The sequence below is a fragment of the Mongoliimonas terrestris genome (assembly GCF_001927285.1).
GTDB lineage: Bacteria > Pseudomonadota > Alphaproteobacteria > Rhizobiales > Pleomorphomonadaceae > Chthonobacter > Chthonobacter terrestris.
Window position 1 is genome coordinate 66827 of the sequence record NZ_MSIG01000015.1, and the last position, 25182, is coordinate 92008.

The 25182-nt window shown below is 69.9% G+C and carries 16 protein-coding genes; 8 read left to right on the forward strand and 8 right to left on the reverse strand.

The annotated features are described in order from the left end of the window. Positions 1 to 39: 39 nt before the first annotated feature. On the forward strand, positions 40 to 687 hold the full coding sequence (gene rutR, locus BUQ68_RS18525; RefSeq protein WP_075217498.1) for an HTH-type transcriptional regulator RutR: 648 nt from the start codon (positions 40 to 42) through the stop codon (positions 685 to 687). Between the two features lie 91 nt (positions 688 to 778). Here rutR and BUQ68_RS18530 read toward each other — a convergent pair whose 3' ends face one another. Next, a complete protein-coding gene (locus tag BUQ68_RS18530; protein ID WP_075217499.1) occupies positions 779 to 3220 on the reverse strand; it encodes a sensor histidine kinase in 2442 nt (813 codons plus the stop codon). Positions 3221 to 3957: 737 nt separating this feature from the next. Then, a complete protein-coding gene (pepN, locus tag BUQ68_RS18535) occupies positions 3958 to 6606 on the reverse strand; it encodes an aminopeptidase N (protein ID WP_075217500.1) in 2649 nt (882 codons plus the stop codon). 463 nt (positions 6607 to 7069) lie between these two features. On the opposite strand from pepN, the gene BUQ68_RS18540 reads away from it, so the two are divergent. After that, the gene (locus BUQ68_RS18540; protein ID WP_075217501.1) at positions 7070 to 7540 is read left to right on the forward strand and encodes a group III truncated hemoglobin; all 471 of its coding nucleotides are present in this window, start codon (positions 7070 to 7072) and stop codon (positions 7538 to 7540) included. Between the two features lie 202 nt (positions 7541 to 7742). Here the strand turns inward: BUQ68_RS18540 and BUQ68_RS18545 are convergent, their stop codons facing one another. The 3 genes from BUQ68_RS18545 to argE all read right to left on the reverse strand — a co-directional run bounded on the left by BUQ68_RS18545 (position 7743) and on the right by argE (position 12492). Next, positions 7743 to 9944: an anthranilate synthase gene (locus tag BUQ68_RS18545; protein ID WP_075217502.1), complete on the reverse strand. Its 2202-nt coding sequence runs from the start codon at positions 9942 to 9944 to the stop codon at positions 7743 to 7745. A 519-nt stretch (positions 9945 to 10463) separates the two neighbouring features. Further along, the gene (locus BUQ68_RS18550) at positions 10464 to 11261 is read right to left on the reverse strand and encodes a phosphodiesterase (protein ID WP_175577857.1); all 798 of its coding nucleotides are present in this window, start codon (positions 11259 to 11261) and stop codon (positions 10464 to 10466) included. A 79-nt stretch (positions 11262 to 11340) separates the two neighbouring features. Beyond that, positions 11341 to 12492 carry an acetylornithine deacetylase gene (gene argE / locus BUQ68_RS18555; RefSeq protein ID WP_075217504.1) on the reverse strand — a complete coding sequence of 384 codons (1152 nt, stop codon included), beginning with the start codon at positions 12490 to 12492 and terminating at the stop codon, positions 11341 to 11343. Between the two features lie 560 nt (positions 12493 to 13052). Here argE and BUQ68_RS18560 point away from each other — a divergent pair. The 6 genes from BUQ68_RS18560 (at position 13053) to BUQ68_RS18580 (ending at position 19462) form a co-directional block, all read left to right on the forward strand. Continuing rightward, positions 13053 to 14432 (forward strand): NAD(P)-dependent oxidoreductase, encoded by a 1380-nt coding sequence (locus BUQ68_RS18560; RefSeq protein ID WP_075217505.1) that lies wholly within the window; start codon positions 13053 to 13055, stop codon positions 14430 to 14432. Positions 14433 to 14515: 83 nt separating this feature from the next. Then, the gene (preA, locus tag BUQ68_RS18565; RefSeq protein ID WP_075217506.1) at positions 14516 to 15829 is read left to right on the forward strand and encodes an NAD-dependent dihydropyrimidine dehydrogenase subunit PreA; all 1314 of its coding nucleotides are present in this window, start codon (positions 14516 to 14518) and stop codon (positions 15827 to 15829) included. A gap of 356 nt (positions 15830 to 16185) precedes the next feature. Continuing rightward, the gene (locus tag BUQ68_RS18570; protein ID WP_083656710.1) at positions 16186 to 17769 is read left to right on the forward strand and encodes a methyl-accepting chemotaxis protein; all 1584 of its coding nucleotides are present in this window, start codon (positions 16186 to 16188) and stop codon (positions 17767 to 17769) included. 192 nt (positions 17770 to 17961) lie between these two features. Continuing rightward, positions 17962 to 18420 (forward strand): DUF4112 domain-containing protein, encoded by a 459-nt coding sequence (locus BUQ68_RS18575; RefSeq protein WP_095407372.1) that lies wholly within the window; start codon positions 17962 to 17964, stop codon positions 18418 to 18420. Next, a complete protein-coding gene (locus BUQ68_RS23405) occupies positions 18417 to 18857 on the forward strand; it encodes a hypothetical protein (protein ID WP_139315272.1) in 441 nt (146 codons plus the stop codon). The genes BUQ68_RS18575 and BUQ68_RS23405 overlap by 4 nt, the downstream gene beginning before the upstream one ends. Before the next feature lie 287 nt (positions 18858 to 19144). Further along, positions 19145 to 19462: an ATPase inhibitor subunit zeta gene (locus BUQ68_RS18580; protein WP_175577858.1), complete on the forward strand. Its 318-nt coding sequence runs from the start codon at positions 19145 to 19147 to the stop codon at positions 19460 to 19462. A 552-nt stretch (positions 19463 to 20014) separates the two neighbouring features. Here BUQ68_RS18580 and BUQ68_RS18585 read toward each other — a convergent pair. Genes BUQ68_RS18585 through BUQ68_RS18595 form a run of 3 tightly spaced genes read right to left on the reverse strand, consistent with a single transcriptional unit; the run spans position 20015 to position 25143 of the window. Beyond that, positions 20015 to 23026: a bifunctional [glutamine synthetase] adenylyltransferase/[glutamine synthetase]-adenylyl-L-tyrosine phosphorylase gene (locus BUQ68_RS18585; protein WP_083656704.1), complete on the reverse strand. Its 3012-nt coding sequence runs from the start codon at positions 23024 to 23026 to the stop codon at positions 20015 to 20017. After that, the gene (locus BUQ68_RS18590; RefSeq protein WP_075217529.1) at positions 23007 to 24476 is read right to left on the reverse strand and encodes a sensor histidine kinase; all 1470 of its coding nucleotides are present in this window, start codon (positions 24474 to 24476) and stop codon (positions 23007 to 23009) included. Before BUQ68_RS18590 ends, BUQ68_RS18585 begins: the two co-directional genes overlap by 20 nt. Then, positions 24460 to 25143, reverse strand: coding sequence for a winged helix-turn-helix domain-containing protein (locus BUQ68_RS18595; protein ID WP_083656711.1), 684 nt, complete (start codon positions 25141 to 25143; stop codon positions 24460 to 24462). Before BUQ68_RS18595 ends, BUQ68_RS18590 begins: the two co-directional genes overlap by 17 nt. Between the last annotated feature and the right edge of the window lie 39 nt (positions 25144 to 25182).

Genomic DNA, 25182 nt, shown 5'->3' on the forward strand with positions numbered 1-25182 from the left:
GGCCTACAAAACCAAACGATCGGGCGCGGACCTTGATGCATGGATGATTTCAATCTAGCCCGGGCGCGCGCCTCCAAGAAGCGCACGCGCATCCAGGCCGAGAACGAGGAGAAGATCCTCGACGCGGCGCTCGACGCCTTCTCCACCTACGGCTTCCGGGGCGCGACGGTGGACCAGATCGCCGAGCGGGCCGGCATGTCGAAGCCGAACCTCCTCTACTATTTCCGCCGCAAGCAGGACCTCTACACGGCCGTTCTCCAGCGCACGCTCGACATGTGGCTAACGCCGCTCGGCGAGATGAACGCGGACGGCGACCCGGCCGACGAGATCGGCCGCTACATCCGCCAGAAGCTGGAGCAGTCGCGCGCGCATCCGCAGGAAAGCCGGCTCTTCATCGGCGAGATCATGCAGGGCGCGCCCCTTCTCGACCAGGTGCTGAAGACCGAGCTGAAGGAGATCGTGGAGGAGAAGGCCGGCGTCATCCGCGGCTGGGTGAAGGCCGGCAAGCTGGCACCGGTGGAGCCGGTGCACCTCATCTTCATGATCTGGGCCACCACCCAGCACTATGCGGATTTCGACGCCCAGGTGAGCGCGCTGCTCGGCTCCGGCCTCGCGGACGACCAAGTGTTCAGCGACGCGGTGGAGACGGTGACGGGGGTGCTGCTGCGGGGCATCCTGCCGCGATAGACGCGCGGGTGCCGCGCCAGGGCGCGGTTCGCGAGGGGCGCGGCCCCTGCACCGATCGACCCGTCCGGTCGGCGACGGGACGACCCTGGCGTCAGTGGACGGCGCGGCTGCTGCCGCGGGCGTTCGCCACCGCAACGGCGCGGGCAAGGCCGCTGGAGGCCGGGACGGCGGTCTGCTCGGCGACCGCGGCGGTGCCGTCGCTGGCGGTCGGGGCGGCGATGCGCGGGAAGCGGACCGTGACGGTGGTCCCGATGCCCTCCGACGACGAGATCGCCATGGTGCCGCCGTGGAGCTCCACCAGCGAGCGGGCGATCGCAAGGCCGAGGCCGGAGCCCGGGTGCTTGCGCGTCAACTGGTTCTCCACCTGCACGAAGGGCTGGCCGATCTGCTGAAGGGCCTGGGCCGGGATGCCGATGCCGGTGTCGGCCACCGTGAAGACCATCATCGGCCCCTGCATGGCGGTGCTGACCGTCACCGAGCCGTTCATGGGCGTGAACTTCAGGGCGTTGGAGAGGAGGTTGAGCGCCACCTGCTTGATGGCCCGGCGGTCGGCCACCATGGGCAGGGCGGCGTCCAGGCTGGTGACGAGGTGGATCTTCCGGTCCTCCGCCTGGGGCGTCATGATGCGGGTGGATTCCGCGATCACGTCGTCGAGCACGACGCTCTCCAGGGTGAGGTTCACGCGGCCGGCCTCGATCTTCGACATGTCGAGGATGTCGGAGATGACGTTGAGCAGGTAGGTGCCGCTCTCGTGGATGTCGAGGCAGTACTCGTCGTACTTGGGCGAGCCGAGGTCGCCGAAGAGGCCCGAGCGCATGATCTCGGAGAAGCCGATGATGGCGTTGAGCGGCGTGCGCAGCTCGTGGCTCATGGAAGCGAGGAATTCCGACTTCGCCCGGTTGGCGGCCTCGGCGCGGGCCTTCTCCTCGGCGTACTTCTCGGCAAGTTCGACGAGCTGGGTGGTCTGCAGCTGCATCTGGTGGCGGCTCTGGCGGAGATCCGCGACCGTCGCCATCAGGCGCCTCTCGCTGTCGAGCAGCCGCTCCTCGTGCCGCTTCAGCTCGGTGATGTCGGTGCCGACCGACACGAAGCCGCCGTCCTTGGTGCGGCGCTCGTTGATCTGCAGCCAGCGGCCGTCCTCCAGCTGCGCCTCGTAGGAGCGCTCACCGGAGAAGTCGCCCATGCGGCCGTGGCTCTGCACCACCGGCTGGCGGGCGGACGCCATGACGGCGTCGTAGGGGGTGCCGGTGCGGGTGACCATGTCGGAGAGCTGGTGCAGCGACTGGTACTTGGAATTGCACATGACGAGGCGGTTGTCGTCGTCCCAGAGCACGAAGGCCTCCGAGATGGTCTCGATGGCGTCGCGCAGGCGCAGGTCCGCCGTGGCGGTCATCTCGGCGAGGCGCTTCTGCTCGGTCACGTCGACGGCGATGCCGATCAGGTGGGGCGCGCCGTCCCGGTCGCGGACGATCTCCAGGCGGGCGCGCAGCCACACCCAGTGGCCCTCCGCGTGGCGGATGCGGAACTCCAGGTCGGCGGCGTTCTGGCCGGTCTCCAGGATGTCGCGGGCAAGGCCGTAGAGGTCCATGTCGTCCTGGTGGATCAGGGCCTGCAGCTCGGAGAAGCCCATCAGGTCCTGGTTCGGCTGCATGCCGAGGATGACGTACATGGATGGCGACCAGAACAGCCGGCCGCGGGCGAGGTCCCAGTCCCACAGGCCGCAGCGGCCGCGTCGGAGCGCCGTGTCCACCCGGATCTGGGTTGCGGCGTAGATGCGATCCGCCTCGGTGGCGCGCGAGGTCTGTGCGAAGAAGGCGTAGACCATCACAATGAGGATGCAGCTGGTGCCGATGAAGAGCGACACGTTCATCGACACGTCGCGGCGCCAGTTGAGGAAGATCTGGTCGGCCGGTTGGTAGACCGCCACGGAGCCGCGCGCGCCAGCGAGGTGATGGACGGCGGCGTAGGCCTCGCGCCCGTCGTCGAGGGTGAGCGGCAGCACGCCGGCGCGCTCGCCGAACACCACAATGGGCTGGCTCGGCCCGAAGAAGGTGCTGAGGTTGCGCCCGACGAGGGATGCGTCCTCCGGCGCGGTGGCGTGGATCTCGCCGTCCACGTCGGCGATGAGGATCACCCGGCCGTCGCTGGTGGCGGACGGGGGGAGCGCCTCGCGAAGGGCGGTGCGGATGGAATGGGCGTAGCCGGCGGCCGTCTCGTCCTCCGGCGCGCTCGCCGAGAGGGTGGCGTCCAGCGTCTCGGCCAGCATGGCGATCATGTCGCGGGCGGCGCGGTCGGTCTCGTCGCGGCGCTCGGCAAGGTTGGTGACGCGGGCGATACCGACCACCAGGAGGAAGACCGCGATGAGCACCGGGATGGAGCGCCGGAAGATCGGCTCGGCCTGTACCAGCCGCCGGTAGGCCGGCTGCGCGAGCAGGCGCGCGTGCCCCTTCAGCGCGCCTTCTGGTTCGGACGGCGTCCGAAAGAGCAGTGATCGCCATCCGCCCGAGGCGTTGGCAGAGTCCGCCCGCCCCATGCCGGCCCCCCACTCGATTTCCTGGTTGCTCGATCCGCCGCCGCAGCGGGGGCCTCGGTGCGGCCACCGCGTCCCGAATCAGCAACCTGAGTGTGAATCAGAGGGATTCGACCTGTCCAGGGGCGCTGTCTGAAAAACAGGTTAACGGCCTGCGGCGACGTTGATGTGCAACACGCATAAATACGGGGTTGAGGGAGGGGGACGGGGGGCGGAGGACGTGGCATCGGGGGGCCTGTGCCGATGCGTTTTCCCAGGACGTCACCCCGGCGAACGCCGGGGCCCAACCGACGGGCGCATCGTCCGCACGGGCGCACACGGCACCGCCATCGGCTGGATCCCGGCGTTCGCCGGGATGACGGGTGGCGGGGGTGGGAGGTGGGGCGAGTTGCCGGATGCCGGAGGGCGATCCGCGCCCTCCCGTCCCCCGCCATCGTCGTGGTCCGCGGAGGCGGACCACCCACGCTTTTCGCCGTTGAAATGCGTGGGTGGTCCGGATGAACCGGACCATGACTAGCGAGGAGGTGAAGGTGGATGGCCGGAGGCCGGGTGACGATCCGCGTCCTCTCGACCCCCGCGATCGCCTTGGTCAGCGGAGGCGACTTCCACCGACGGCCGCACAGGCGCACCCCTGACGGCCGCGGAGGCGCCTCCCCCAACGGCGGCGTGGGCGGCCACCACCGGCGCCTCCCCCACCGGCGACGCAGGCGGCTCCCACCGACGAAGGTGCCCTCCCCTCTTTACGCGAGGGTGCGTTCCACGATGTCGCCGACGTCGCGGGAGAGGCCGGGTTTGGCGGCGATGCGGTGGAGGGCGGCTTCGGCGAGGGCGCGGCGGCGGGGCTCGTAGCTGCGCCAGGAGCGGAAGCTCGTGACGATCCGGGCGGCCACCTGCGGGTTCTTCTCGTCGAGCAGGATCACCGTGTCGGCCACGAAGCCGAAGCCCGCCCCGTCCGGCCGGGCGAACTGGGTGGGGTTGAGGTTGGCGAACGAGCCGACCAGCGCCCGGGTGCGGTTGGGGTTGCGGAAGGAGAAGGACGGGTGGGTGGTGAGCGCCTTCACCCGGTCGAGGGTGCCGGTGTCGGGCGCCGTCGCCTGGACGGCGAGCCACTTGTCGACCACCAGGGGCACGTGCCCGTAGCGGGCGTGGAAGCGGTCGAGCGCCGCGGCGGCGCCGGGGGCGTGCCGGTGCACCAGGATGGAGAGGGCCGCCACCCGGTCGGTCATGTTGGTGGCGCTGTCGAACCGGCGCTCCACCGCCTCCAGCACCTCGATGCGGCCGGTGGCCGACAGGAGGTCGAGGGCGGCGTTGACGAGGGCGCGCCGCCCGGCGCCGGCCGCGTCCGGGCGGAACGGGCCGTCGCCGGCGGCGCTCGCGTCCGACACCACGTGGGCGAGCGTCGTCTCCATGCGGGCGCCGATGGCGGCGCGCAAGGTCCGGTGGGCGGTGGCGATGGCGTCCGGGTCGACGTTCTCGCCGATCTCGCGGGCGATGTCGTTCTCACCGGGCACCGCCAGCATGAGGGCGCGGAAGGCCGGGTCGAGGGACGGGTTGGCGACGGTCTCGTCGAGGGCGTCGAGGAAGCCCGGGTCGATCCGCGGGGTGGCGCCCCCGCGCACGGCCTCGGCGCCGGCCACCAGCATGGTCATGGCAAGCGACGAGGCCGCCTGCCAGCGGTTGAAGCTGTCGCTGTCGTGGCGCATCAGGAAGGTGAGGTCCGACGGCGCGCTCTGGAGCTGCGGCTTCACCGGGGCGGAGAAGCCGCGGAAGAGCGACGGCACCGGACGCTCGGCGACGCCGTGGAAGACGACCTCGTGGCGTGCCTCGGTGAGGACGATCACGTCGTCGCGCACCTCCGCGCCCTCTGCGGCCTGATAGGTCATGTCGGCGCCGTTGGAGCCGACGAGGCCGAAACGCACCGGGATGACCATGGGCGCCTTGCGGGGCTGGCCGGGGGTCGGCGGCACGGTCTGGCGGAAGGCGAGCCGATAGGTGCGTGCATCCGCGTCGTAGGTTTCGGCGATCTCCACCACGGGCGTGCCGGCCTGCCGGTACCACAGCATGAAGTCGTCGAGCGGGCGCGCGGACGCCTCCGCGAAGCAGGCGACGAAGTCTTCCACCGTGGCGGCGTCGCCGTCGTGGCGGTCGAAGTAGAGGTCCATGCCGCGCCGGAAGGCGTCGTCGCCGATCAGCGTCTTCAGCATGCGGACGATCTCGGCGCCCTTCTCGTAGACGGTCGCCGTGTAGAAGTTGTTGATCTCCTTGTAGGCGTCCGGCCGCACCGGATGGGCGAGCGGGCCGCCATCCTCCGGGAACTGGTGGCTGCGGAGGGTGCGGACGTCGGCGATGCGCTTCACCGGCCGGGAGCGCATGTCGGAGGTGAACTCCTGGTCGCGGAAGACCGTGAGGCCCTCCTTCAGGCAGAGCTGGAACCAATCGCGGCAGGTGATGCGGTTGCCGGTCCAGTTGTGGAAATACTCGTGGGCGATCACGCCCTCGATGCCCGCGTAGTCGCTGTCGGTGGCGACGTCCGGGTCGGCGAGCACGTACTTGTCGTTGAAGATGTTGAGGCCCTTGTTCTCCATGGCGCCCATGTTGAAGTCCGAAACCGCGACGATGTTGAAGACGTCGAGGTCGTACTCCCGGCCATAGGCCTCCTCGTCCCAGCGCATGGAGCGCTTCAGGGCGTCCATGGCGTAGTCGATGCGGCCCTCGTTGCCGTGCTCCACGTAGATGCCGAGTTCCACCGTGCGGCCGGAGGCGGTGACGAAGGTGTCGCGCTTGGCGGCGAGATCGCCGGCGACGAGGGCGAACAGGTAGGCGGGCTTCGGCCAGGGGTCGTGCCAGACCGCGAAGTGCCGGCCGTCCGGCAGGTCGCCCGCCTCGACGCGGTTGCCGTTGCCGAGGAGCACGGGCGCGGCGGCCCGGTCGGCCTCCATGCGCAGGGTGTAGACGGAGAGGACGTCGGGCCGGTCGAGGAAATAGGTGATGCGGCGGAAGCCGTCGGCCTCGCACTGGGTGCACCAGACCCCGTTGGACCGGTAGAGGCCCATCAGCTTGGTGTTGGCGGCCGGGTCGAGCACCGTCACCAGGGTGAGGCGGAACGGGTCGGCGGGCGGGCTCTGGAGGATGAGGCCCTCCGGCGCGGCGGTGTAGGTCTCCGGCGGCAACACCTTGCCGTCGATCGCCACCGAGCCGAGGGTGATGTCGTCGCCGTCGAGGAGAAGGGCGGCGCCGGGTGGCGTGCCGTCGCGCCGGCGGAGCGCCAGCGTCGCGGTGACGGTCGTCTCGGCCTCGTGGAACGCCACGGCGAGATCCACCGTGTCGATCGCATAGTCGCTCGGCCGATAGTCGGCGAGGCGAACGGGTTCCACAGTCTCCAGTCGCAACGGCGCGTCCTTCCGGTCTGAACCACCTTATCTGTGGTCTAGCGCCCGGTGGGGGGCGGGACAAGGCCGCGACGGGCCGGGCCGGGCCATCCGACGGATCGGACGTGGAAAAAAGCCGCCGGCCGGTCTTGCGCCTCCGGACGGGTGGCTCCACATTGGGATCACCATCAACAACCGAAAGGAGGTGATCCAGTGTCTCATTGTCATACGTCGCGGTCCGCCGCTGCAGGGTCCTGGATTGTCGCCTCTTCCGAGGTGACCTCCGCCTGACGTCGGCGCCGGGTGCATCCCGGAAGGCCGTGACCGGCAATGGAAAGGCCGCTCCCTCGGGGGCGGCCTTTCTTGGTTTCGGGGGTTTGATGCGGGCCTGCGGACCGGATCGGGGCTCCTACGGGGTTGGCAGGCGCGTCGCCGGCGGCGCAGGATGCGCGATGCATCAGACCGCGCGGACAGGATTCAACCCATGACGGACGATCGCTTCATCGTCAGGGCGGCACCGGTGCCGCCGCCGGCCGATCCGCCGGTGCGCGGGGTGGACGAGGCGATGATCCGCCGGCTCGTGGAGCGCTTCTATGACGCCGCCCGCACCGACGACGTGCTCGGGCCGGTGTTCGATGCCGCCATTCCGGACGACGCCTGGCCGCACCACTTCGACACGCTGACGGCCTTCTGGTCGTCGGTGATGCTGAAGACCGGCACCTATGGCGGCCGGCCGATGCCCAAGCACGTGGCGCTCCCCGGTCTCGACGATCAGCACTTCGTGCGCTGGCTCGGCCTCTTCCGCCGCGCCGCCGAGGAGGTGCTGCCGCCGGAGGCCGCCGCGCTCTTCGTGGCGCGGGCCGAACGGGTGGGTCACAGCTTCCGGCTGGGGGTCAAGTTCCACCGGGGCGAGCACGTCTCTCTGGTTGAACCGATCCAAGCGCCAGTCATATGACAAATGGGTCCGGGCCAAAAAAGAGGGAGGCCGAAGCCTCCCTCTGAAGTTTGGACCGCAATACCGCGATAACGCGGTTGCCGGAAATCCGGCATGCAGAGGCATCTGCGCCAGCGGAACGCCTCCGCGCCGGGAGGATAACGCCATTTGGCGAGGCCATGCACGCCTGAAATTCAGGGTTATACTTAGCGAAGTGTGAACGTCACACAGCGGGGGCCATGCCGAGGCCGCCTACACGCGAGCCGAGCAAACCGCGTATGGCATTGCTTACAATGACATGCCCTGCATCGTCGCCCATCGACATGATGCTTTCCGGGTGGAATTGCACTGCGGCGATCGGCTCGCGCTCATGCTCGATCGCCATGATGATTCCGTCGTCCGTGGTGGCCGTGACGGCGAATCCCCCCGGCAGCGACTCAGGCAGGGCGTGGAGCGAGTGGTAGCGGCCGACGATCACGCGGTCCGGCAGGCCGGCGAAGAGGAGCGAGTTGCGCGCCACGGACACCTCCGACGGCTTGCCGTGCACGGGCGTGTCCAGCCGGGCGAGCGTGCCGCCGAACGCCTCCACCATGGCCTGGAGGCCGAGACAGACGCCGAACATGGGCAGGTTCCGCTGGCGCACCGCCTCGATGGTGCGGGCGCAGTGGAAGTCGGACGGGCTGCCGGGGCCGGGCGACATCACCACCATGTCGGGCTTCAGCGCGTCGAGGAGGGCCGGGTCGACGCCGACGCCCTTCGACGAGCGGATGGTCACCACTTCGGCGCCGGTCTGGCGGAAGTAGTTGGCGAGGGTGTGGACGAAGCTGTCCTCGTGGTCGACGAGGACGATCTTGAGACCCTTGCCGATCAGGTCCGGGCCGTTGGAGAGCACGGCCGAGCGCGCCTTTCCGGCCTCCCGGATAGCCGCCATCATGGCGGAGGCCTTGAGTTCGGTCTCCTTCTCCTCCTCCATGGGGATGGAGTCGAAGAGGAGCGTCGCGCCCGCGCGGACGGCCGCGATGCCGTCCTTGATGCGCACGGTGCGCAGCGTCAGGCCGGTGTTGAGGTCGCCGTTGAACAGGATGGCGCCGACCGCGCCGCCGTACCAGGCGCGCGGGCTCTTCTCGTGGTCCTCGATGAACTGCATGGCCCAGCGCTTCGGCGCGCCGGTGACGGTGACCGCCCAGGCGTGGCTGAGAAAGGCGTCGAGGGCGTCCATGCCCTCGCGCAACCGGCCCTCGATGTGGTCCACCGTGTGGATGAGGCGGGAGTACATCTCGATCTGACGCCGGCCGATGACGCGCACGGAGCCCGGCTCGCAGATGCGGCTCTTGTCGTTGCGATCCACGTCGGAGCACATGGTGAGCTCCGCCTCGTCCTTCTTGGAGTTGAGGAGCGCGCGGATCTGCGCCTCGTCCTCGATGGCGTTGGCGCCGCGCCGGATGGTGCCGGAGATCGGGCAGGTCTCCACCCGCCGGCCGGAGGTGACGCGCACGTACATCTCCGGCGACGCGCCGACCAGGTATTCGGCCTCGCCGAGGTTGATGATGAAGCCGTAGGGCGACGGGTTGATCTCCTGCAGGCGGCGGGAGATGGCCGACGGGGGGGCGGTCGGCCGCTCGTAGAAGGTCTGGCCGGGCACCACCTCGAAGAGGTCGCCGCGCCGGAAGTACTCCACCGCCTTCGACACGGAGGCGGCGTATTCGCCGGGCTCGTGGTCGCCCCGGCCAGGGATGCGGTCGGACGGGCGGAAGGGCGTGCGGGCGCCGTCGCGCGGCAGGTCGTCGGTCGACATGCCGGCGACGGTGAAGTCGTAGGCGTAGACGGTGGCGGCGGCGCGGTAGTGGTCGACGATCAGGATCTCGTCGGGGAAGTAGAGGACGAGGTCGCGCTGGTCGGCCGGCCGGTCGAGCTTGAAGTCGATCGGCTCGAACTGGAAGGCGAGATCGTAGCCGAACGCGCCCCAGAGGCCGAGGTTCTGGTCGGCTTCGCTGCGGAAGAAGGCTACGATCCGGCGGATCACCGAGAAGACGGACGGCTGGCGGGAGCGCTCCTCCTCGGGAAAGCCGGGCGTCGGCGCCTTCACCGTGAGGGTGATGCGCTCAGGGCCGGCCTCGAAGGAGACGAGGTCGTCGCCGCCCTCGATGGCCCTCCGGAAGGCCGGCAGCAGCACCCGGCCGCGGGCGTTCAGCGCCTCGATGGTGAGGCCGCGGCCGCGGGCGGTGAGCGCCACCGGCGGGTTGACGAAGGCGATGTCCCAGCGGGCGTAGCGGCCGGGATACTCGTAGTTGGACGAGAAGACCGCGCCGCGGCTTTCATCCAGCTTGTCCACATAGGTGAGGGCGGCGTCCTTGTAGGTCACCTGCCGCGGCATGCGCGTGACGGCGACACCGCCCGCGGTCGTGAACGCTCCCGTCTCCACCATTCCGGCGTCCTTCCCTGAAATCACCCGTGTCATCGGTCCGTTGTCCCTGCCGTGGCGCCCGCGGGCCACCCGGTTTCCGGACTTCTTCTGTCGCCAGACACGAAAAAGGCCGCCGGGTGGATCCCGGGCGGCCATCTGAAAAGCTCACACGCACGCATGCGGAAGCGGCCGCCCGATCAGGAGCGCCGCCACCACCAGCCAAGAGCCACGTGCGATAGGTTCATGGGAGATAGCGATAGCCGAACGGCCGAAAGGGCGCAAGGCGGCTGGGTTTGAAGCGAGACTTTGGTCTGAAGCGCTTCTTGATCCTTCCCCTTAGGGGAAGGTGGCCCGAAGGGCCGGAAGGGTTGCATTCTATCGATTTTTTTCGGGTGCCCCCTGCTCGACCTGGAAACAAAACGCGCCGCGTAGAGGAAAAAGACGACCCCTCCCCCGGCCTTCGGCCGGACCCTCCCCTTATGGGAGGGATCCTGGCTCCTCGCACCGATGGATTGGCGGTTCAAGACAATCAGGCGACGCTTACGCGCGGAAGCGGCGCGGGGTGGCGCCCTCGCCGGTCTGGACGAGGTGGGTGACCAGCCGGCGGCCGTCGTAGCGGTGGAGGAGGAAGCCCGGCGTCTCCAGGGTGTATTCCGGGTTGCCGGCCTCGTCGCCCGGGCCGAGCGCGATGGCGTGGCAAAGAGCCGGCGCCGTCATGGCGATGGTGCCGCCGAAGTTCGTCGTGACATGACGGTGGACGTGGCCGGCGAGGACGCGGAGGACCGCCGGATGGCGCGCGACGATCGCCTCCAGGGTGATGGCGTCGGTGAGCCGCCAGCGATCCATGATCGGCATGCCGGTTTCGAACGGCGGGTGGTGCAGGAAGACGATCGTCGGCCGATCAGGCGCCGCCGCGAGCGTGCGCTCCAGGAAGCCGAGCCCTTCGGCGCCGAGCGTGCCGTGGATCTGGCCGTCGACGAGGCTGTCGAGGCCGATGAAGCGGAGGGCGCCGAGATCGGCCGCGTAGTTGAGCCGCCCCTCCCCCGGCAGATAGGCGTGGGACGGGAAGGCGGCGCGGATCATCGCCCGATCGTCGTGGTTGCCGGGGACGAGGTGCACCGGCATGGCGAGGTCCGCCAGCACGGCGGCGGCGGCGGCGTATTCGGCGGGCTCCACCCGGTCGGCGATGTCGCCGGTGACGATCACCGCGTCCGGACGATCCGGCAGGGCCCGGATGCGGTCGACCGCACGGCGCGCGAAGGCGACGCTGTCCACCCCGGGCACCACGTCGAGGCCCCCGGCGGTGCAGTGGAGGTCGGAGATCTGGACGATATTCACGGCAGTCCTCGCAATGGCGGCGACGGCGCATGGTGCCGTCCTTCGCGAGAGTCGTCCATGGGGTCGCGGCAGGCGCCGCCTAGGTCGCGGCCGCCTCGATGACCTTGGCGACGAAGCGCTCGCAGGCGGCGATCTCGCTGGCGGCGATGAACTCGTCCGGCTTGTGGGCCTCGCCGATGGAGGCCGGGCCGATCACCACGGTGGGGATGCCGGCCGCCTGGAACAGGCCCGCCTCGGTGCCGTAGGCCACCTTGCCGTGGTCGTTGCGGCCGGCGAGGCGTTTGGCGAGCCGGGTCACGTCCGCGTCCTCCGCCGTCGCGAGGCCGGGGAAGCCGGAGGTGACCTGGAAGGCGATGCCGGCCTCCTCGGCGACGGCGCGCATCTCCGGTTCCAGCTCGGTGCGGGCGAAGGCCTCCACCTCGGCCACCAGCGCGTCCACGTCCGCCTCCGGCAGGGCGCGGAACTCGAAGGCGAGTTCGCAGCGGTCCGGCACGATGTTGAGCACGGTGCCGCCGTGCATGGTGCCGACGTGGGCGGTGGAGACCGGCACGTCGTAGAGCGGGTCCGTCGGACCGGCGGCGAGGCGGCGGCCGATCTCGCGGATCTTCACCACCAGCCGGGCGGCGTACTCGACCGCGTTCACCCCGTGGGGCGCCAGCGACGAGTGGCAGGCGCGGCCGGTGACGGTGACCTTCAGGCTGCGCTTGGCCTTGTGGCCGATCACCGGCAGCATCTCGGTCGGCTCGCCTACGAAGCAGGCGAGCGGCGGCGCGGAGCTTTCCGCCAGATGCCGGATCATGCTGCGCACGCCGAGGCAGCCGACCTCCTCGTCATAGGAGAAGGCGAGATGGATCGGCCGCTTCAGGTCGGCCCGCACCATCGCCGGCACGGCCGCGAGGCAGACCGCCAGGAAGCCTTTCATGTCGCAAGCGCCACGCCCGTAGTAGCGCCCGTCCCGCTCGGTGAGGACGAACGGGTCCGTCGACCAGTCCTGCCCGTCGACGGGCACCACGTCGGTGTGGCCGGAGAGCACGTATCCGGGCACGTCCGGCGGCCCGAGGGTGGCGAGGAGGTTCGCCTTCTCGCCGGTCTCGTCCGGGATGCGGAGGGAGGCGACGCCGTGCCCGGCGAGGTAGCTTTCGACCCAGGCGACGAGCGGGAGATTGCTGTTGCGGCTGGTCGTGTCGAACGACACGAGCCGGGCCAGGATGTCGACCGAGGTCAGCGACACGGTGTGGAACGCCTCTGAAGGTACGCCAGATCCGGCGAGCCTATCCGCTGCGCGCGGCCGGCGGAAGCGCCCGGCTTCCGGTGCACCGCCCGGCGCCAGCCGATGATCGGCGTCATTTTGTGCGCGGGTGGTCGAAAGCGATGCAGCGGCGGGTCCGAAAACCTGATTTTTGCGTTCATGTTCAGGTGAACAGAGGCTCTTCGCCAGTATCGCCAACGTGTTGAGATCGACGCGCCAAGCCGCTGACCTTGCGGGGATCGGCCGGATAGTCGGCTCGGTGACCAACAATCAAGCATCGACGCCGCGCGCATTCGCACCGCACCATGCAGCACTGGGTGCGGGCGCTTGACGGTTCGATTTTTTTACCGAAAGATCAAGGAAAGGCGCGGATCGGAAGGTCCGGCCGCAAAGGCGGACAGCAGATCCGCCGAGAGGGTCGCCGCCCGCGGGGGCGGCAGGGATACCGGGCGCGTCATCCGCGCGGCCGGCATGCGAACGCTGATTGACCGACGTCCGGCAGCCAGGCCAACCGCCCAGCCGGCGAACGGAGGAGTGAACCGATGTCATCCGTCCTCGACGCGCTGGCGACCGTGCCGGCGGGTACCGACGTCGCCGCCGGTCGGCTGTCGCCCGACCAGTATGCGAAGAACTTCGCCGACATGCACGACCCGCTCTCCCGCCACGAGGCCGTGGTGGAGAGCGACCGCTGCTACTTCTGCTACGACGCGCCTTGCCAGAAGGCCTGCCCCACGTCGATCGACATCCCGCTCTTCATCCGCAAGATCGGCACCGGCAACGTGGACGGGGCGGCGGAGACCATCTTTTCCGCCAACATCCTCGGCGGCATGTGCGCCCGCGTCTGCCCGACGGAGACGCTCTGCGAGGAGGCCTGCGTGCGCAACACGGCCGAGGACCAGCCGGTCCGCATCGGCCTACTGCAGCGCTACGCCACCGACCACTACATGGACGGCCACGACAGCTACGGCACGCGCAAGGCGCCGACCGGCAAGCGCGTCGCCGTGGTGGGCGCCGGCCCGGCGGGCCTTGCCGCCGCCCACGCGCTTGCGGTGGAAGGCCACGACGTGACCCTCTTCGAGGCGCGCCCGAAGGCCGGCGGCCTCAACGAGCACGGCATTGCGGCCTACAAGGCGGTGGACGACTTCGCGCAAGCGGAGGTGGACTTCGTGCTCTCCATCGGCGGCATCACGCTGGAGGCCGGCAAGGCCCTCGGCCGCGACGTGCGCCTCGCCGACCTTCGCCGCGACCACGACGCCGTCTTCCTCGGTCTCGGCCTGCAGGCGGTGAACGCGCTCGGCCTGGAGGGCGAGGGCATGCTCGGCGTGGAGGACGCGGTCTCCTGGATCGAGACCCTGCGCCAGGCGCCCGACAAGGCCATGGTGCCGGTCGGCCGCCGTGTGGTGGTGATCGGCGGCGGCATGACGGCGGTCGACGCCGCCGTGCAGGCGAAGAAGCTCGGCGCCGAGGACGTCACCATGGTCTACCGCCGGGGACAGGCGCAGATGAACGCCTCCGCCTACGAGCAGGAGGTGGCGCAGGTGAATGGGGTGAAGATCGTGACCTTCGCGGCCCCCGCCGCCCTCCACGGCGCGAACGGCGTGGTCACCGGCGTGGAGTTCGAGCGCACCCGTGACGGCCTCTCCGGCCGGCTGGAAGGCACGGGCGAGCGCTTCGTGCTGGCCGCCGACCAGGTGATGAAGGCCATCGGCCAGGTGTTCGTGCCCGGGCCGGTCGCCGGCGAGACCGCCGAGGCGGTGGCGCTGGAGAAGGGCCGCATCGTTGTCGACGCGGAGGGGCGCACGTCGCTCCCCAAGGTCTGGGCCGGCGGCGACTGCGTTCTTGGCGGCGAGGACCTCACCGTCCAGGCCGTCGAACACGGCAAGATCGCCGCCCGCTCCATCCACGCCGCGCTGATGGGGTGAGCCGACCAAGGCTGCACAAAATCCTTCCCCTAAGGGGAAGGATCGGGCCCGCCTCTCGACCTCTTTTTCCAGGACTGACCGCCATGGCCGACCTTCGCACCGACTTCATCGGCATCAAGTCGCCGAACCCGTTCTGGCTCGCCTCCGCGCCGCCCACCGACAAGAAGTACAACGTGGAGCGCGCCTTCAAGGCGGGCTGGGGCGGCGTCGTCTGGAAGACGCTGGGCGAAGACCCGGAGATCGTCAACGTGAACGGCCCGCGCTACGGCGCCGTCCACTCCAACGACCGCCGGCTGATCGCGCTCAACAACATCGAGCTCATCACCGACCGGCCGCTGGAGGTGAACCTCCGCGAGATCGCCGAGGTGAAGAAGGCCTTCCCCGACCGGGCGATGGTCGTCTCGCTGATGGTGCCGTGCGAGGAGCGCAACTGGACCACCATCGTCAAGCGCGTGGAGGAGACCGGCTGCGACGGCATCGAGCTCAACTTCGGCTGCCCGCACGGCATGAGCGAGCGCGGCATGGGCTCCTCGGTCGGCCAGGTGCCGGAGTACATCGAGATGGTCACCCGCTGGTGCAAGGCGGCGAGCCGCATGCCGGTGATCGTGAAGCTGACGCCCAACATCACCGACATCCGCTATCCGGCGCGCGCTGCCAAGGCCGGCGGGGCGGACGCGGTGTCGCTCATCAACACCGTGTCGTCCATCATGTCGGTGGACCTCGATCTCTTCGCCCCGACGCCCACCATCGACGGCAAGGGCAGCCACGGCGGCATGTGCGGGCCGGCCGTGCGGCCGATGGCGCTCAACATGGTGGCCGAGATCGCCCGCGACCCGGCGACGGCCGGCCTGCCGATCTCCGGCATCGGCGGCATCACCACCTGGAAGGACGCGGCCGAGTTCATCGCGCTCGGCGCCGGCAACGTTCAGGTCTGCACGGCGGCCATGACCTACGGCTTCAAGATCGTGGAGGAGATGATCGACGGCCTCTCCGCCTACATGGACGGCAAGGGCTTCCGCACCATCGAGGACTTCCGCGGCCGCGCCGTGCCGAACGTGACCGACTGGCAGTATCTCAACCTCAACTACGTCACCAAGGCGCGGATCGACCAGGACCTCTGCATCAAGTGCGGCCGCTGCCACATCGCCTGCGAGGACACCTCGCACCAGGCGATCACCCATCTGGTCGACGGCCAGCGTCACTTCGAGGTGATCGACGAGGAGTGCGTCGGCTGCAATCTCTGCGTCAACGTCTGCCCGGTGGACAACTGCATCACCATGGTGGAACTCACCGAGGGCGTCGACCCGCGCACCGGCCGGCCGATCCACCGGGAATACGCCAACTGGACGACGCACCCGAACAACCCGGCGGCGGTGAACAAGGTGGCGGCGGAGTAGAGAGATCGGCCTCCGGACCGGACTTCTCCCGACTATCGCGGGCCAGGTTTCTTCCCTGGCCCGCGGTTATACTTCCAGGAAGTCGTATACGATTTGCAATACCAATTTCAACTCACTCTTATCAATGACGCAAGCTACTTTCTACCGAATATAAGAAATTATACGTACCGCTTTATCATAAGACAATCATGAACTCTTAAGTTCACGGCCCTAGCCTCGGCCCGCGGAATATGGAAGACGTCCGGGGGCTTGATAGAATGCGCGTACAGAACCTTCCCGTCATCGCCAAGGTGCTTGGACTGCTCGGGTGCCTGGGGGCGGGATCCTTGGCGGGGGCCGGATTCGCCTCCTTCGAGATGCATCAGATCGATGCTGCCTACCAGAACCTGCTCCACCACACGGCCGCAGCCTCGCTCGACTTCTCCCGGGCCTCCGGCGACCTGACCGACGTGCGCGCGGCGCTCTTCCTCCATGCGGCAGCCACCACGCCCGAGGACAAGGCCGAGGCGGTCGAGGAGCGGACGCACGCCATGACGGACCTCGACGCCTCGATCGAGCGGGCGGCGGCGGAAGCACCGGCCTTCGCCGACAGGGTCCATGCCATCAAGGCGGACATCCATGCGGCCTTGTCGGGGCCGTGCGCCGAGGCCGGCCGCCTGGACCAGACCGCCAGCCCGGATGTGCTCCGCCTCTTGACCGAGGACTGCTCCCCGAAGCTCGTGGAGATCCAGAAGCGGGTTCTCGCCCTCAGCGACTCGATCGTGGAGGCGATGCACACGGAATCCGACGCGCAGACGGAGGCCGCCGAACACGCCTCCACCGTCACCGTGTCGGTGATCGGCGCCATGACGGTGCTTTTGATCGGCGTCGCCTTCGTCGGTCTGCGGGCGAGCGTCACCCGGCCGCTCGGTCACCTCATGGGCACCATGGCGACCATCCAGGCCGGCAATCTCGCCGTGCCGGTCGACCATCGGGACCGGACGGACGAGGTCGGCGCTCTCGCCAACGGCCTGGAGGCCTTCCGCCAGTCGCTGGTGGAGGCGGAGGCGATGCGCGCGGCCCAGGAGGCCGCGAAGGCCGCCGAGGCGGCCGCCATCCGTCGGCGCGCCACTCTGGCGGAGAGCTTCGTCGGCCGGATGCAGGATCTCGCTGACGGCTTCGCCCGCTCGTCCGCCGAGGTGGCCGACGCGGCGCGCAACCTCTCCGCCACCGCCGAGGAGACCTCCCGCCAGGCCCAGGCCGTCACCGGCGCCGCCGAGGAGGCTTCCGCCAACGTCCAGACCGTCGCCGCCGGCACCGAGGAGCTTACCGCGTCCGTGCGCGAGATCAGCCAGCACGTGCGCCGCTCGTCCGACATCGCCAGGTCCGCCGCCGAAGAAGCGGCCGCGAGCAGCCGGAACGTGGAGGCGCTCTCCACCAGTGCCCGGCAGATCGGCGAGGTGGTGGAACTCATCTCCACCATCGCGGCCCAGACCAACCTCCTCGCCCTTAACGCCACCATCGAGGCCGCGCGCGCCGGCGAGGCCGGCAAGGGCTTCGCCGTGGTGGCGAGCGAGGTGAAGGCCCTGGCCGACCAGACCGCCAAGGCGACCGGGGAGATCGGGCGCAAGATCGCCGAGATCCAGGACGCCACCGGCACCACGGTGGACTCGATCAACACCATCGTCCGCACGATCGGGATCATCGAGGAAACGTCGCAGTCGATCGCCGGGGCCGTGGAGGAGCAAGGCGCCGCGACCGACGAGATCGCCCAGAACACCGGCCGTGCCGCCCGCGGAACCGCCGAGGTCTCCAGCAACATCGCCGGCGTCGGCACCGCGGCCGAGATGACCGGCGCCGCCTCCACCCAGCTGATGACCCTCTCCGGCCACCTCAGCCAGCAGTCGACCCAGCTTCAGGGCGAGGTCGCCGACTTCGTCGTGAGCCTGCGGGCGGCGTGAGGGCCGAAGGCTCGCGCACCGCCTTGGCGGCACCCGCGGCGGCAGGGCCGATCCGCTGCGCCTGTTGAAATCCGGTGCTCCGGTCCCGATATCAGGTCTGTCGGGTCCGGGCCCCTCTGGCGAACGTGCTGTTCGCGATGTCGGACCCTTCCACGCGCCGAGCGCCGTTGCGCCGCCTCATGGAGGGTTCCCTTGACGACCTACGCTGAAATCATTCCGCCGTCCGCCGCCCATCACCCGGTCGGGTCCGCGTCGCTCGACGCGCTCCTGGCCGCCGAAGGCCGGCTCGACCGCTTCGCCCGGATCATGGACAGCGCGGTCGGCATTCCGGGCACGCGCCTGCGCTTCGGCGCGGACAGCGTGATCGGCCTGGTGCCGGGCGTCGGCGACGCCGCCACGCTCTGCCTCTCCGCCTACCTGGTCTACGAGGCCCAACGCCTCGGCGTGCCGGACAAGATCCTGCGCAAGATGCTCGCCAACATCGCCATCGACGCCGCCATAGGCGCCGTGCCTCTGCTCGGCGACGTGGCCGACGTCTTCTTCAAGGCCAACCTGAAGAACATGGCGCTGATCCGCCAGCACATCGCCGCGCTGAAGCTTGAGCATGCCGCGCCGGTCGGCGTCTACCGCAGTGCGGGAGGCGCCCGATGAGAGCACTTGTCCTTGTCGGCACGGGCGCGCTTCTGCTCATCTGGTCAGCAATTGCCTGGATCATTTATGCGGTCGCCGAATTTACAGGAACGGCGGCCGCCCTCAACGCGGATATTCTGCCGATTCCGCCGGAATGGGTGGTTTTCGTCTCAGAAATCCTTTCCGGAGCCGGAGGGATCGGTGCTACACTCGTTTGGGTGATTTGGCTGGTCGGCGCCGCCGTCATCGCGGGCATCGGCGCGATCGGTCTTCTGATCGCCGGGCGCAAGCCTGGCGCAAGCCGACCGCGCGATCCTTTTCCGGTTGCGGGGTCCGGTTCGACCCGGAGCTTCCCGTCGGCAAGCTCCGATCCGGTGGCGTTCCGTCGACCGTCCGACAGGAAGGTCGACGCGGAGGCCGCCGTTCGAGGGCTGGTGCGCCGTCTGCGCAGTCGCTGACCGGCCCGAGTTGGATCGTCTCAGGCGCCGTTCCCTCGCGAAGGCCCGCGACGGCTCGGCGCATGAGACTTTCGGCGTGGTGCGGTACGCCATGGCATTTTTTCGCGTACGATCATGCCTGCTGTCTGTCGCGTAGGCCTGACCGGTCCCCGGTCGGGTCGGAGTCCCTCATGAACGGACAAAAGTCCGGATGAGGCGGCACCTGGGGGTGCCGGTCGATGGGAAAGCAGCAAACGGGAGGATGCCCTATGTCGGAAGCGATCGGAGGAGAGCAGAGATTGGCGTGCGTGGCGACCTTGGGCGCCATGTCGATCGCCGTGTGGGCGGGCGAGCGCCTCGGCCTGAGGGGTGACGCGCTCTGCCGCTACGTGGCGCGGGTCGTGGAAGCGGGCCTCGGCGACCGGGGCCACAGCGGCGCGATCGGCCGCATCGTCCGCGATCTGGACGCCGCCGGCATGCCGGCCCGGGCCGAGGACATCGAAGCCATGATGAACGGCTTCGAACGCCGCCTCCGCCTCGACCTCGGCCTGCCGGTTCGAACCGGCCAGTTCGTCATCGACCCGTGCGCGATCCGCTCGGGAAACGAGGCGATCCAGGCGGCTTGAGTGCGGACAGGGGCCGTCCGCGTTTGAATCAGAGCGCCTGATCGGCTCGCGTTCAATCGACGTGCGTTTGATCAGCGCGCGCTTGATCAGCATGCGCTCGCCCCGTGTGCGCTCGCCCCGCCCCGTCATGGTCCGCGAAGGCGGACCACCCACGCATTCCGACGTCAATGCCGGGACGGCAGACCACTATCGAGACGGCGCGGCAACGTCACGCCCAGCCCTTTCACGCCCGCCCCCGTCGTCATCCCGACGAAAGTCGGGATCCAGCCGACGCAATCGTCCGGTTCAAGGGAGCGGATTCCATCGCCGACAATTGGGCCCCGGCGTTCGCCGGGGTGACGGCTTGGGGCGACGGAAGCGAACAAGCGTGGTCTGGACCTGCCCTCCATTGTCCCGCCAGATACCCATCGAGCCCGTCGCGGGCGCGCCGTCACCGTGAGGGTTTCCGCCGGCCGAGAGACGCATCGGACTGCGGGGCGGGTCCGCCTTCGCGGACCATGACGGCCAAGGTCTGCGCGGACGGTCGAAGCACGCCGCCACCTGTCCAACCCCCTACCCCTTCCGCCGCTCCACTGGCCCTACCACCCGCTCGAACACCGCCCGCACGGCCGCCTGCGTCTGGCGGAGGTGCGCCTCCAGCGTCTCCACGCTGGGCATGCCGCCCGCCTGGGTCACCAGCGCCAGGAAACCCTTCGGCGCCTCCGTCGGCTTGAACCGGCCGGCGATGCCGAGGCGGAGGACCTGGGTGAGGTCGTTGTAGAGGCGGATGGCGGGGATCAGTACTTCGCCGTCGGCGCGGGAGAGGACCCCGGCCCGTTCCGCCAGCACCAGCGTCGCCTCCGTGTTGGTGGAGACGATCCGCGGATGGGCGCTAGCATGGAGGAGTTGCAGGGTCTGGGCGAGGAACTCGATGTCGATCAGCCCGCCCGGCACCACCTTCATGTCCCACGGATCGGCGGAGCCCTTCTCCTGCTCGATCCGGGCGCGCATGTCGGTGACGTCGGCCAGGATGGCGTCCGGGTCGCGCGGGCGGGCGAGCGTCTCGGCGATGATCGCCTCCACGTCCCCGCCGAGGCCGCCGGTCGCCGCCACAACGCGGGCGCGGGTCAGCGCCATGTGCTCCCAGGTCCAGGCGTCCGCGCGCTGGTAGCGGGCGAAGGCGTCCACGCGGGTCGCCAGCGGGCCGGCGTTGCCGGAGGGGCGGAGCCGGAAGTCCACCTCGTAGAGCTTGCCCTCTGCGGTCGGCGCGGCGAGCGCCGTCACCAGCCGCTGGGTGGCGCGGGCGAAATACTGGCTCGGCGCCAGGGGCCGCGCGCCGTCGGAGGCGGTGGCGTCCGGGTCGTGGTCGTAGAGGAGGATGAGGTCGAGGTCGGAGGCGGCCGTCATCTCCCGGCCGCCGAGCTTGCCCATGGCGATCAGCGCCACCCGGCCGCCCGGCACCCGCCCGTGCGCCTTTTCCAGCTCGTGCAGCGTGGCGGCGAGGAGCCGCGCCAGGATGACGTCCGCGAGCCGGGCATAGACCGCCCCCGCCCGACGGGCCGAGATGGTGCCGGAGAGCACGCGCACGCCGATCAGGAACATCTGCTCCTGGCCGAAGATGCGGGCGCGGTCCAGCACCTCCTCGTAGGCACGGCTCTCGCCGAGGCTGAGGTCGAGCCGCCGGTCCAGTTCCTCCGCGTCCGGCACCGTGCCGAAGAAGGCGGGCTCCAGCACCGCGTCCATCACGTGCGGCCGCCGGCCGACGATGCCGGCAAGGCGCGGCGCGGTGCCCATGATGGTGGCGACCAGCGTCAAGAGCGCCTTGTTCTCGGCGATCAGCGAGAAGAGCTGCACCCCCGCCGGCATGTTCTTCAGGAACGTGTCGAAGGCCGTGAAGGCCGCGTCCGCCGCGTCGGTCTCGGCGAGGGCGGCAAGGAGTGCCGGGGTGATCTCCGTCAGGATCTCGCGCGCGCGGGTGGAGCGGGTCGCCGCGTAGCGGCCGAAGTGCCAGGCGCGCACAGCCCGCGTCACCACGTCCGGCCGCTGGTAGCCGAGGCCGGCGAGGGTCGCCAGCGTGTCCGGGTCGTCCTCGTCGCCCGTGAAGGAGAGGTTGCCGAGGCTGCCGGCGAGCGACACCTCCTCCTCGAAGAGGCCCGCATAGTGGCCCGACACCGTGTGGAAGCGCCGCTCCAGGGCAGCGGCGAACGCCTCCGCGTCGCCGATCCCCATCATCCGGCCGATCCGGGCGAGCCCGTCCGGCGTCTCCGGCAGCGTGTGGGTCTGCTCGTCGGCCACCATCTGGATGCGGTGTTCGACGGCGCGCAGGAACAAGTAGGCTTCCGCGAGGTCGTCGCGGGCGGCGGCGTCCAGCCAGCCGTGGGCGACAAGGGCGTCCAGCATGGCGATCGTCCCGCGCCCGCGGAGGTCCGGATTTCGCCCGCCGGCGATCAGCTGCTGGGTCTGGACGAAGAACTCGATCTCCCGAATGCCGCCGCGGCCGAGCTTCACGTTGTGGCCGTAGACGGCCACTTTGCCGTGCCCCTTGTGCGCGTGGATCTGGCGCTTGATCGAGTGGATGTCGCGGATCGCCGCATAGTCCAGGTACTTGCGCCAGACGAAGGGGCGGATCTCCTTCAGGAACCCCTCCCCGGCCGCGATGTCCCCGGCGCATGGCCGCGCCTTGATCATGGCGGCCCGCTCCCAGTTCTGGCCCATGCTGCCGTAGTACTGGAGCGCCGCCAGCACCGACACGGCGATGGCCGTCGCGCCCGGATCGGGCCTCAGCCGCAGGTCGGTCCGGAATCCGTAGCCGTCCGCGGTCCGCTCCTGCAGGATCTTCACCAGCTGGCGCGTCATGCGCACGAACAGCGTGGCGGCGTCCGCCTCCGCCGGTACCGGCGCGATGTCCCGGTCGTAGAAGACGATGAGGTCGATGTCGGACGAATAGTTCAGCTCGAACGCCCCGTGCTTGCCCATGGCGAGCACGATCCAGCCGCAGCCCGCCTCCGGATCCTCGGGGTCCTTCAGCGCCATCCGCCCCGCCGCGTGGGTCGCCCGCAGGATGAAGCGCACGCCCGCGCGCACGCACCCGTCGGCGAGCCGGGTCAGCGCGTCCGTGACCGCCGGCACGTCCCAGACGCCGCCGAGGTCGGCGAGCGCGATGACGAGCGCCGCCTCCTGCTTGGCCTGGCGCACCGCGCGCATCACCGCCGCCTCGTCGGCTGGTCGCGCCGCGATCAGCTCCGCCACCAGCGCCGCGATCCGGGCCTCCGGCGCGTCGGCGAGGATCCGCGCCAGCCGCTCCGGCCGGCGGAACAGGTGCTCGCGCAAGTAGGGGCTGTCCGACGCCGCCGCCAGCACCAGCGCCTCCCCCGTCGGCGCGGCGGCGATCGCGGCGGCGAGCCGGCCGCTCTCGTCGGCCTTCAGCGCGTCGGCAAGATCGGAGCGGGCGAGCGCGAGGTCCGGCCCCGCGTCCGGCACCCGCGCGATCCGGCTGGCGAGGCCGCCCGCCGCTTGACCAGCGCCTGTCGGCACACCGTTGGACGGCGCACCGGCGGTCGGCGCTTCAGTGGACGTCGGTTCCATGGTTCTCCTCCGCGCCCCCCGTCTCAAGCCGGACCGGCAGCACCAGCGTGGCCGCAAGGCCCGGACCGGCGTCGGCCAGCGCCAGCCGGCCGCCGTGCAGCCGCGCGACGGCCGAAACGAGGCTGAGGCCGAGGCCCGAACCCGGCAACGTCCGGCTCCGTTCCAGCCGCACGAAGCGCTGCGTCACCCGCTCGTGGTCCGCCAGTGGGATGCCTGGGCCGTGATCGACGACCGTGAGGTGCACCTCCTCGCCCACCCGCTTGGCCCGCAGTTCCACGGTGCCGGCGAGCGCCGGGGCCACGGTGCCGGAAAGCGCCGGGGCGCCCTCCTCCGGCGGCAGGGCGTACTTGATGGCGTTGTCGAGGAGATTGGTCAGCGCCTGGCTGATCAGCGCCCGGTTGCCGGCGATCGGCAGCGGCCCGTCCACCCGGGCCGTGAGCGTCCCGCCCGCGTCCTCCACAACCGGCTCGTAGAGCTCCGCCACGTCGGCCGCGATGGCGGCCGCGTCGAGCGGCTTCAGCTCGTCGCCCGACGATCCCGCCTCCACCCGGGCGATCCTGAGCAGCGCGTCGAAGAGGTGGATCAGCTCGTCCGCGTCCTCGATGGAAGCGCCGATCGCCTCCCGGTAGCCCGCCTCCCCGCGGCTGTCGCGAAGAGCCGTCTCCAGGCGGTTGCGCAGGCGCGTCAGGGGGGTCTTCAGGTCGTGGGCGATGTCGTCCGACACCTCCTTCAGCCCGGTCATCAGCGCCTCGATGCGCTCCAGCATGTGGTTGAGGCTGGTGGCGAGGTTGTCGAACTCGTCGCCCGAGCCGGTCACCTGCAGGCGCCGGCCGAGGTCGCCGGAGATGATCCGCCGCGACGTCTCGGCCATGTCCTCCACGCGGCCGAGCACGGAGCGGCTGACGAACACCCAGGTGACGAGCCCCATCACCACCATCACCAGGATGACGAACTGGATGGACTCGGCGATCACGTCCTCGAACTCGGTGCGCTCGCCCACGTCGCGGCCGACCAGCAGGCGGAAGCCGCCCGGCAGCGCGAACACCCGCACCAGCGCCTGGAACTCGCGCGCCACGTCGCCGTCGAGCCGCTGGTAGCTCACCTGCACGGGCTTGCCGTCGGGCAGGTTGAGGACCGCGAGCGGCAGGTCCGCCACGTTGCCCACGATGGTGCGGCCGGAGAAGTCCGCCACCAGATAGAGGCTGGCGCTCGGCCGCCGGCTGCGGATCTCCACCGAGCCCACCACCTGGCGGATGCCGCCGCGGCGGTACTGCTCCACCAGCGACGAAATTTCCGTGGCGATCGAGGATTCCAGCTGACGGGTCAGAAGGTCGGTGGTCGATCGCGAGATGTAGGCGATCAGGAACAGGGTCAGTCCGGAGAAGACCACCAGGTAGACGAGCGCGAGCTTGAAGGCGGTGGTGCGGAACAGCCTACCCGGGGACGGTATCACGGATCATGTATCCCGCGCCGCGGATGGTGTGGAGGAGCGGGCGCTCGAACCCCTTGTCGATCTTGGACCGGAGCCGCGACACGTGCACGTCGATGACGTTGGTCTGCGGGTCGAAATGATAGTCCCACACGTGCTCCAGCAGCATCGTTCGCGTCACCACCTGCCCGGCGTTCCGCATCATGTACTCCAGCAGGCGGAACTCGCGCGGCTGCAGCGGAATGTCCGTGCCGCCGCGGGTCACCTTCTGGTTCAGCCGGTCGAGCGTCAGGTCGCCCACCCGGTAGCTGGTGTCCACGTCGCCCGGCCGGTTGCGGCGGGCCAGCGCCTCGATGCGCGCGAGCAGTTCGGAGAAGGCGTAGGGCTTGGTCAGGTAGTCGTCGCCGCCGGCGCGAAGGCCCGCCACCCGGTCGTCCACCTGCCCGAGGGCGGAGAGGATCAAGACCGGCGTGCGGTCGTTCTTCTGGCGAAGGTCTTCCACGATGGAAAGGCCGTCCCGCTTCGGCAGCATCCGGTCCACGACGAGCACGTCATAGCCGCCGGCCTCCGCCAGCTGCTGGCCCGCGTCGCCGTCCGCCGCGTGGTCGGACGCGTGCCCGGCCTCGTCGAGGGCCCGGGTCAGGTAGGAGGCGGCTTCCTTGTCGTCTTCGATGATGAGGACACGCATGGTCATCAGTCTAACCCCGTCGACCGGATTCGGCGACCA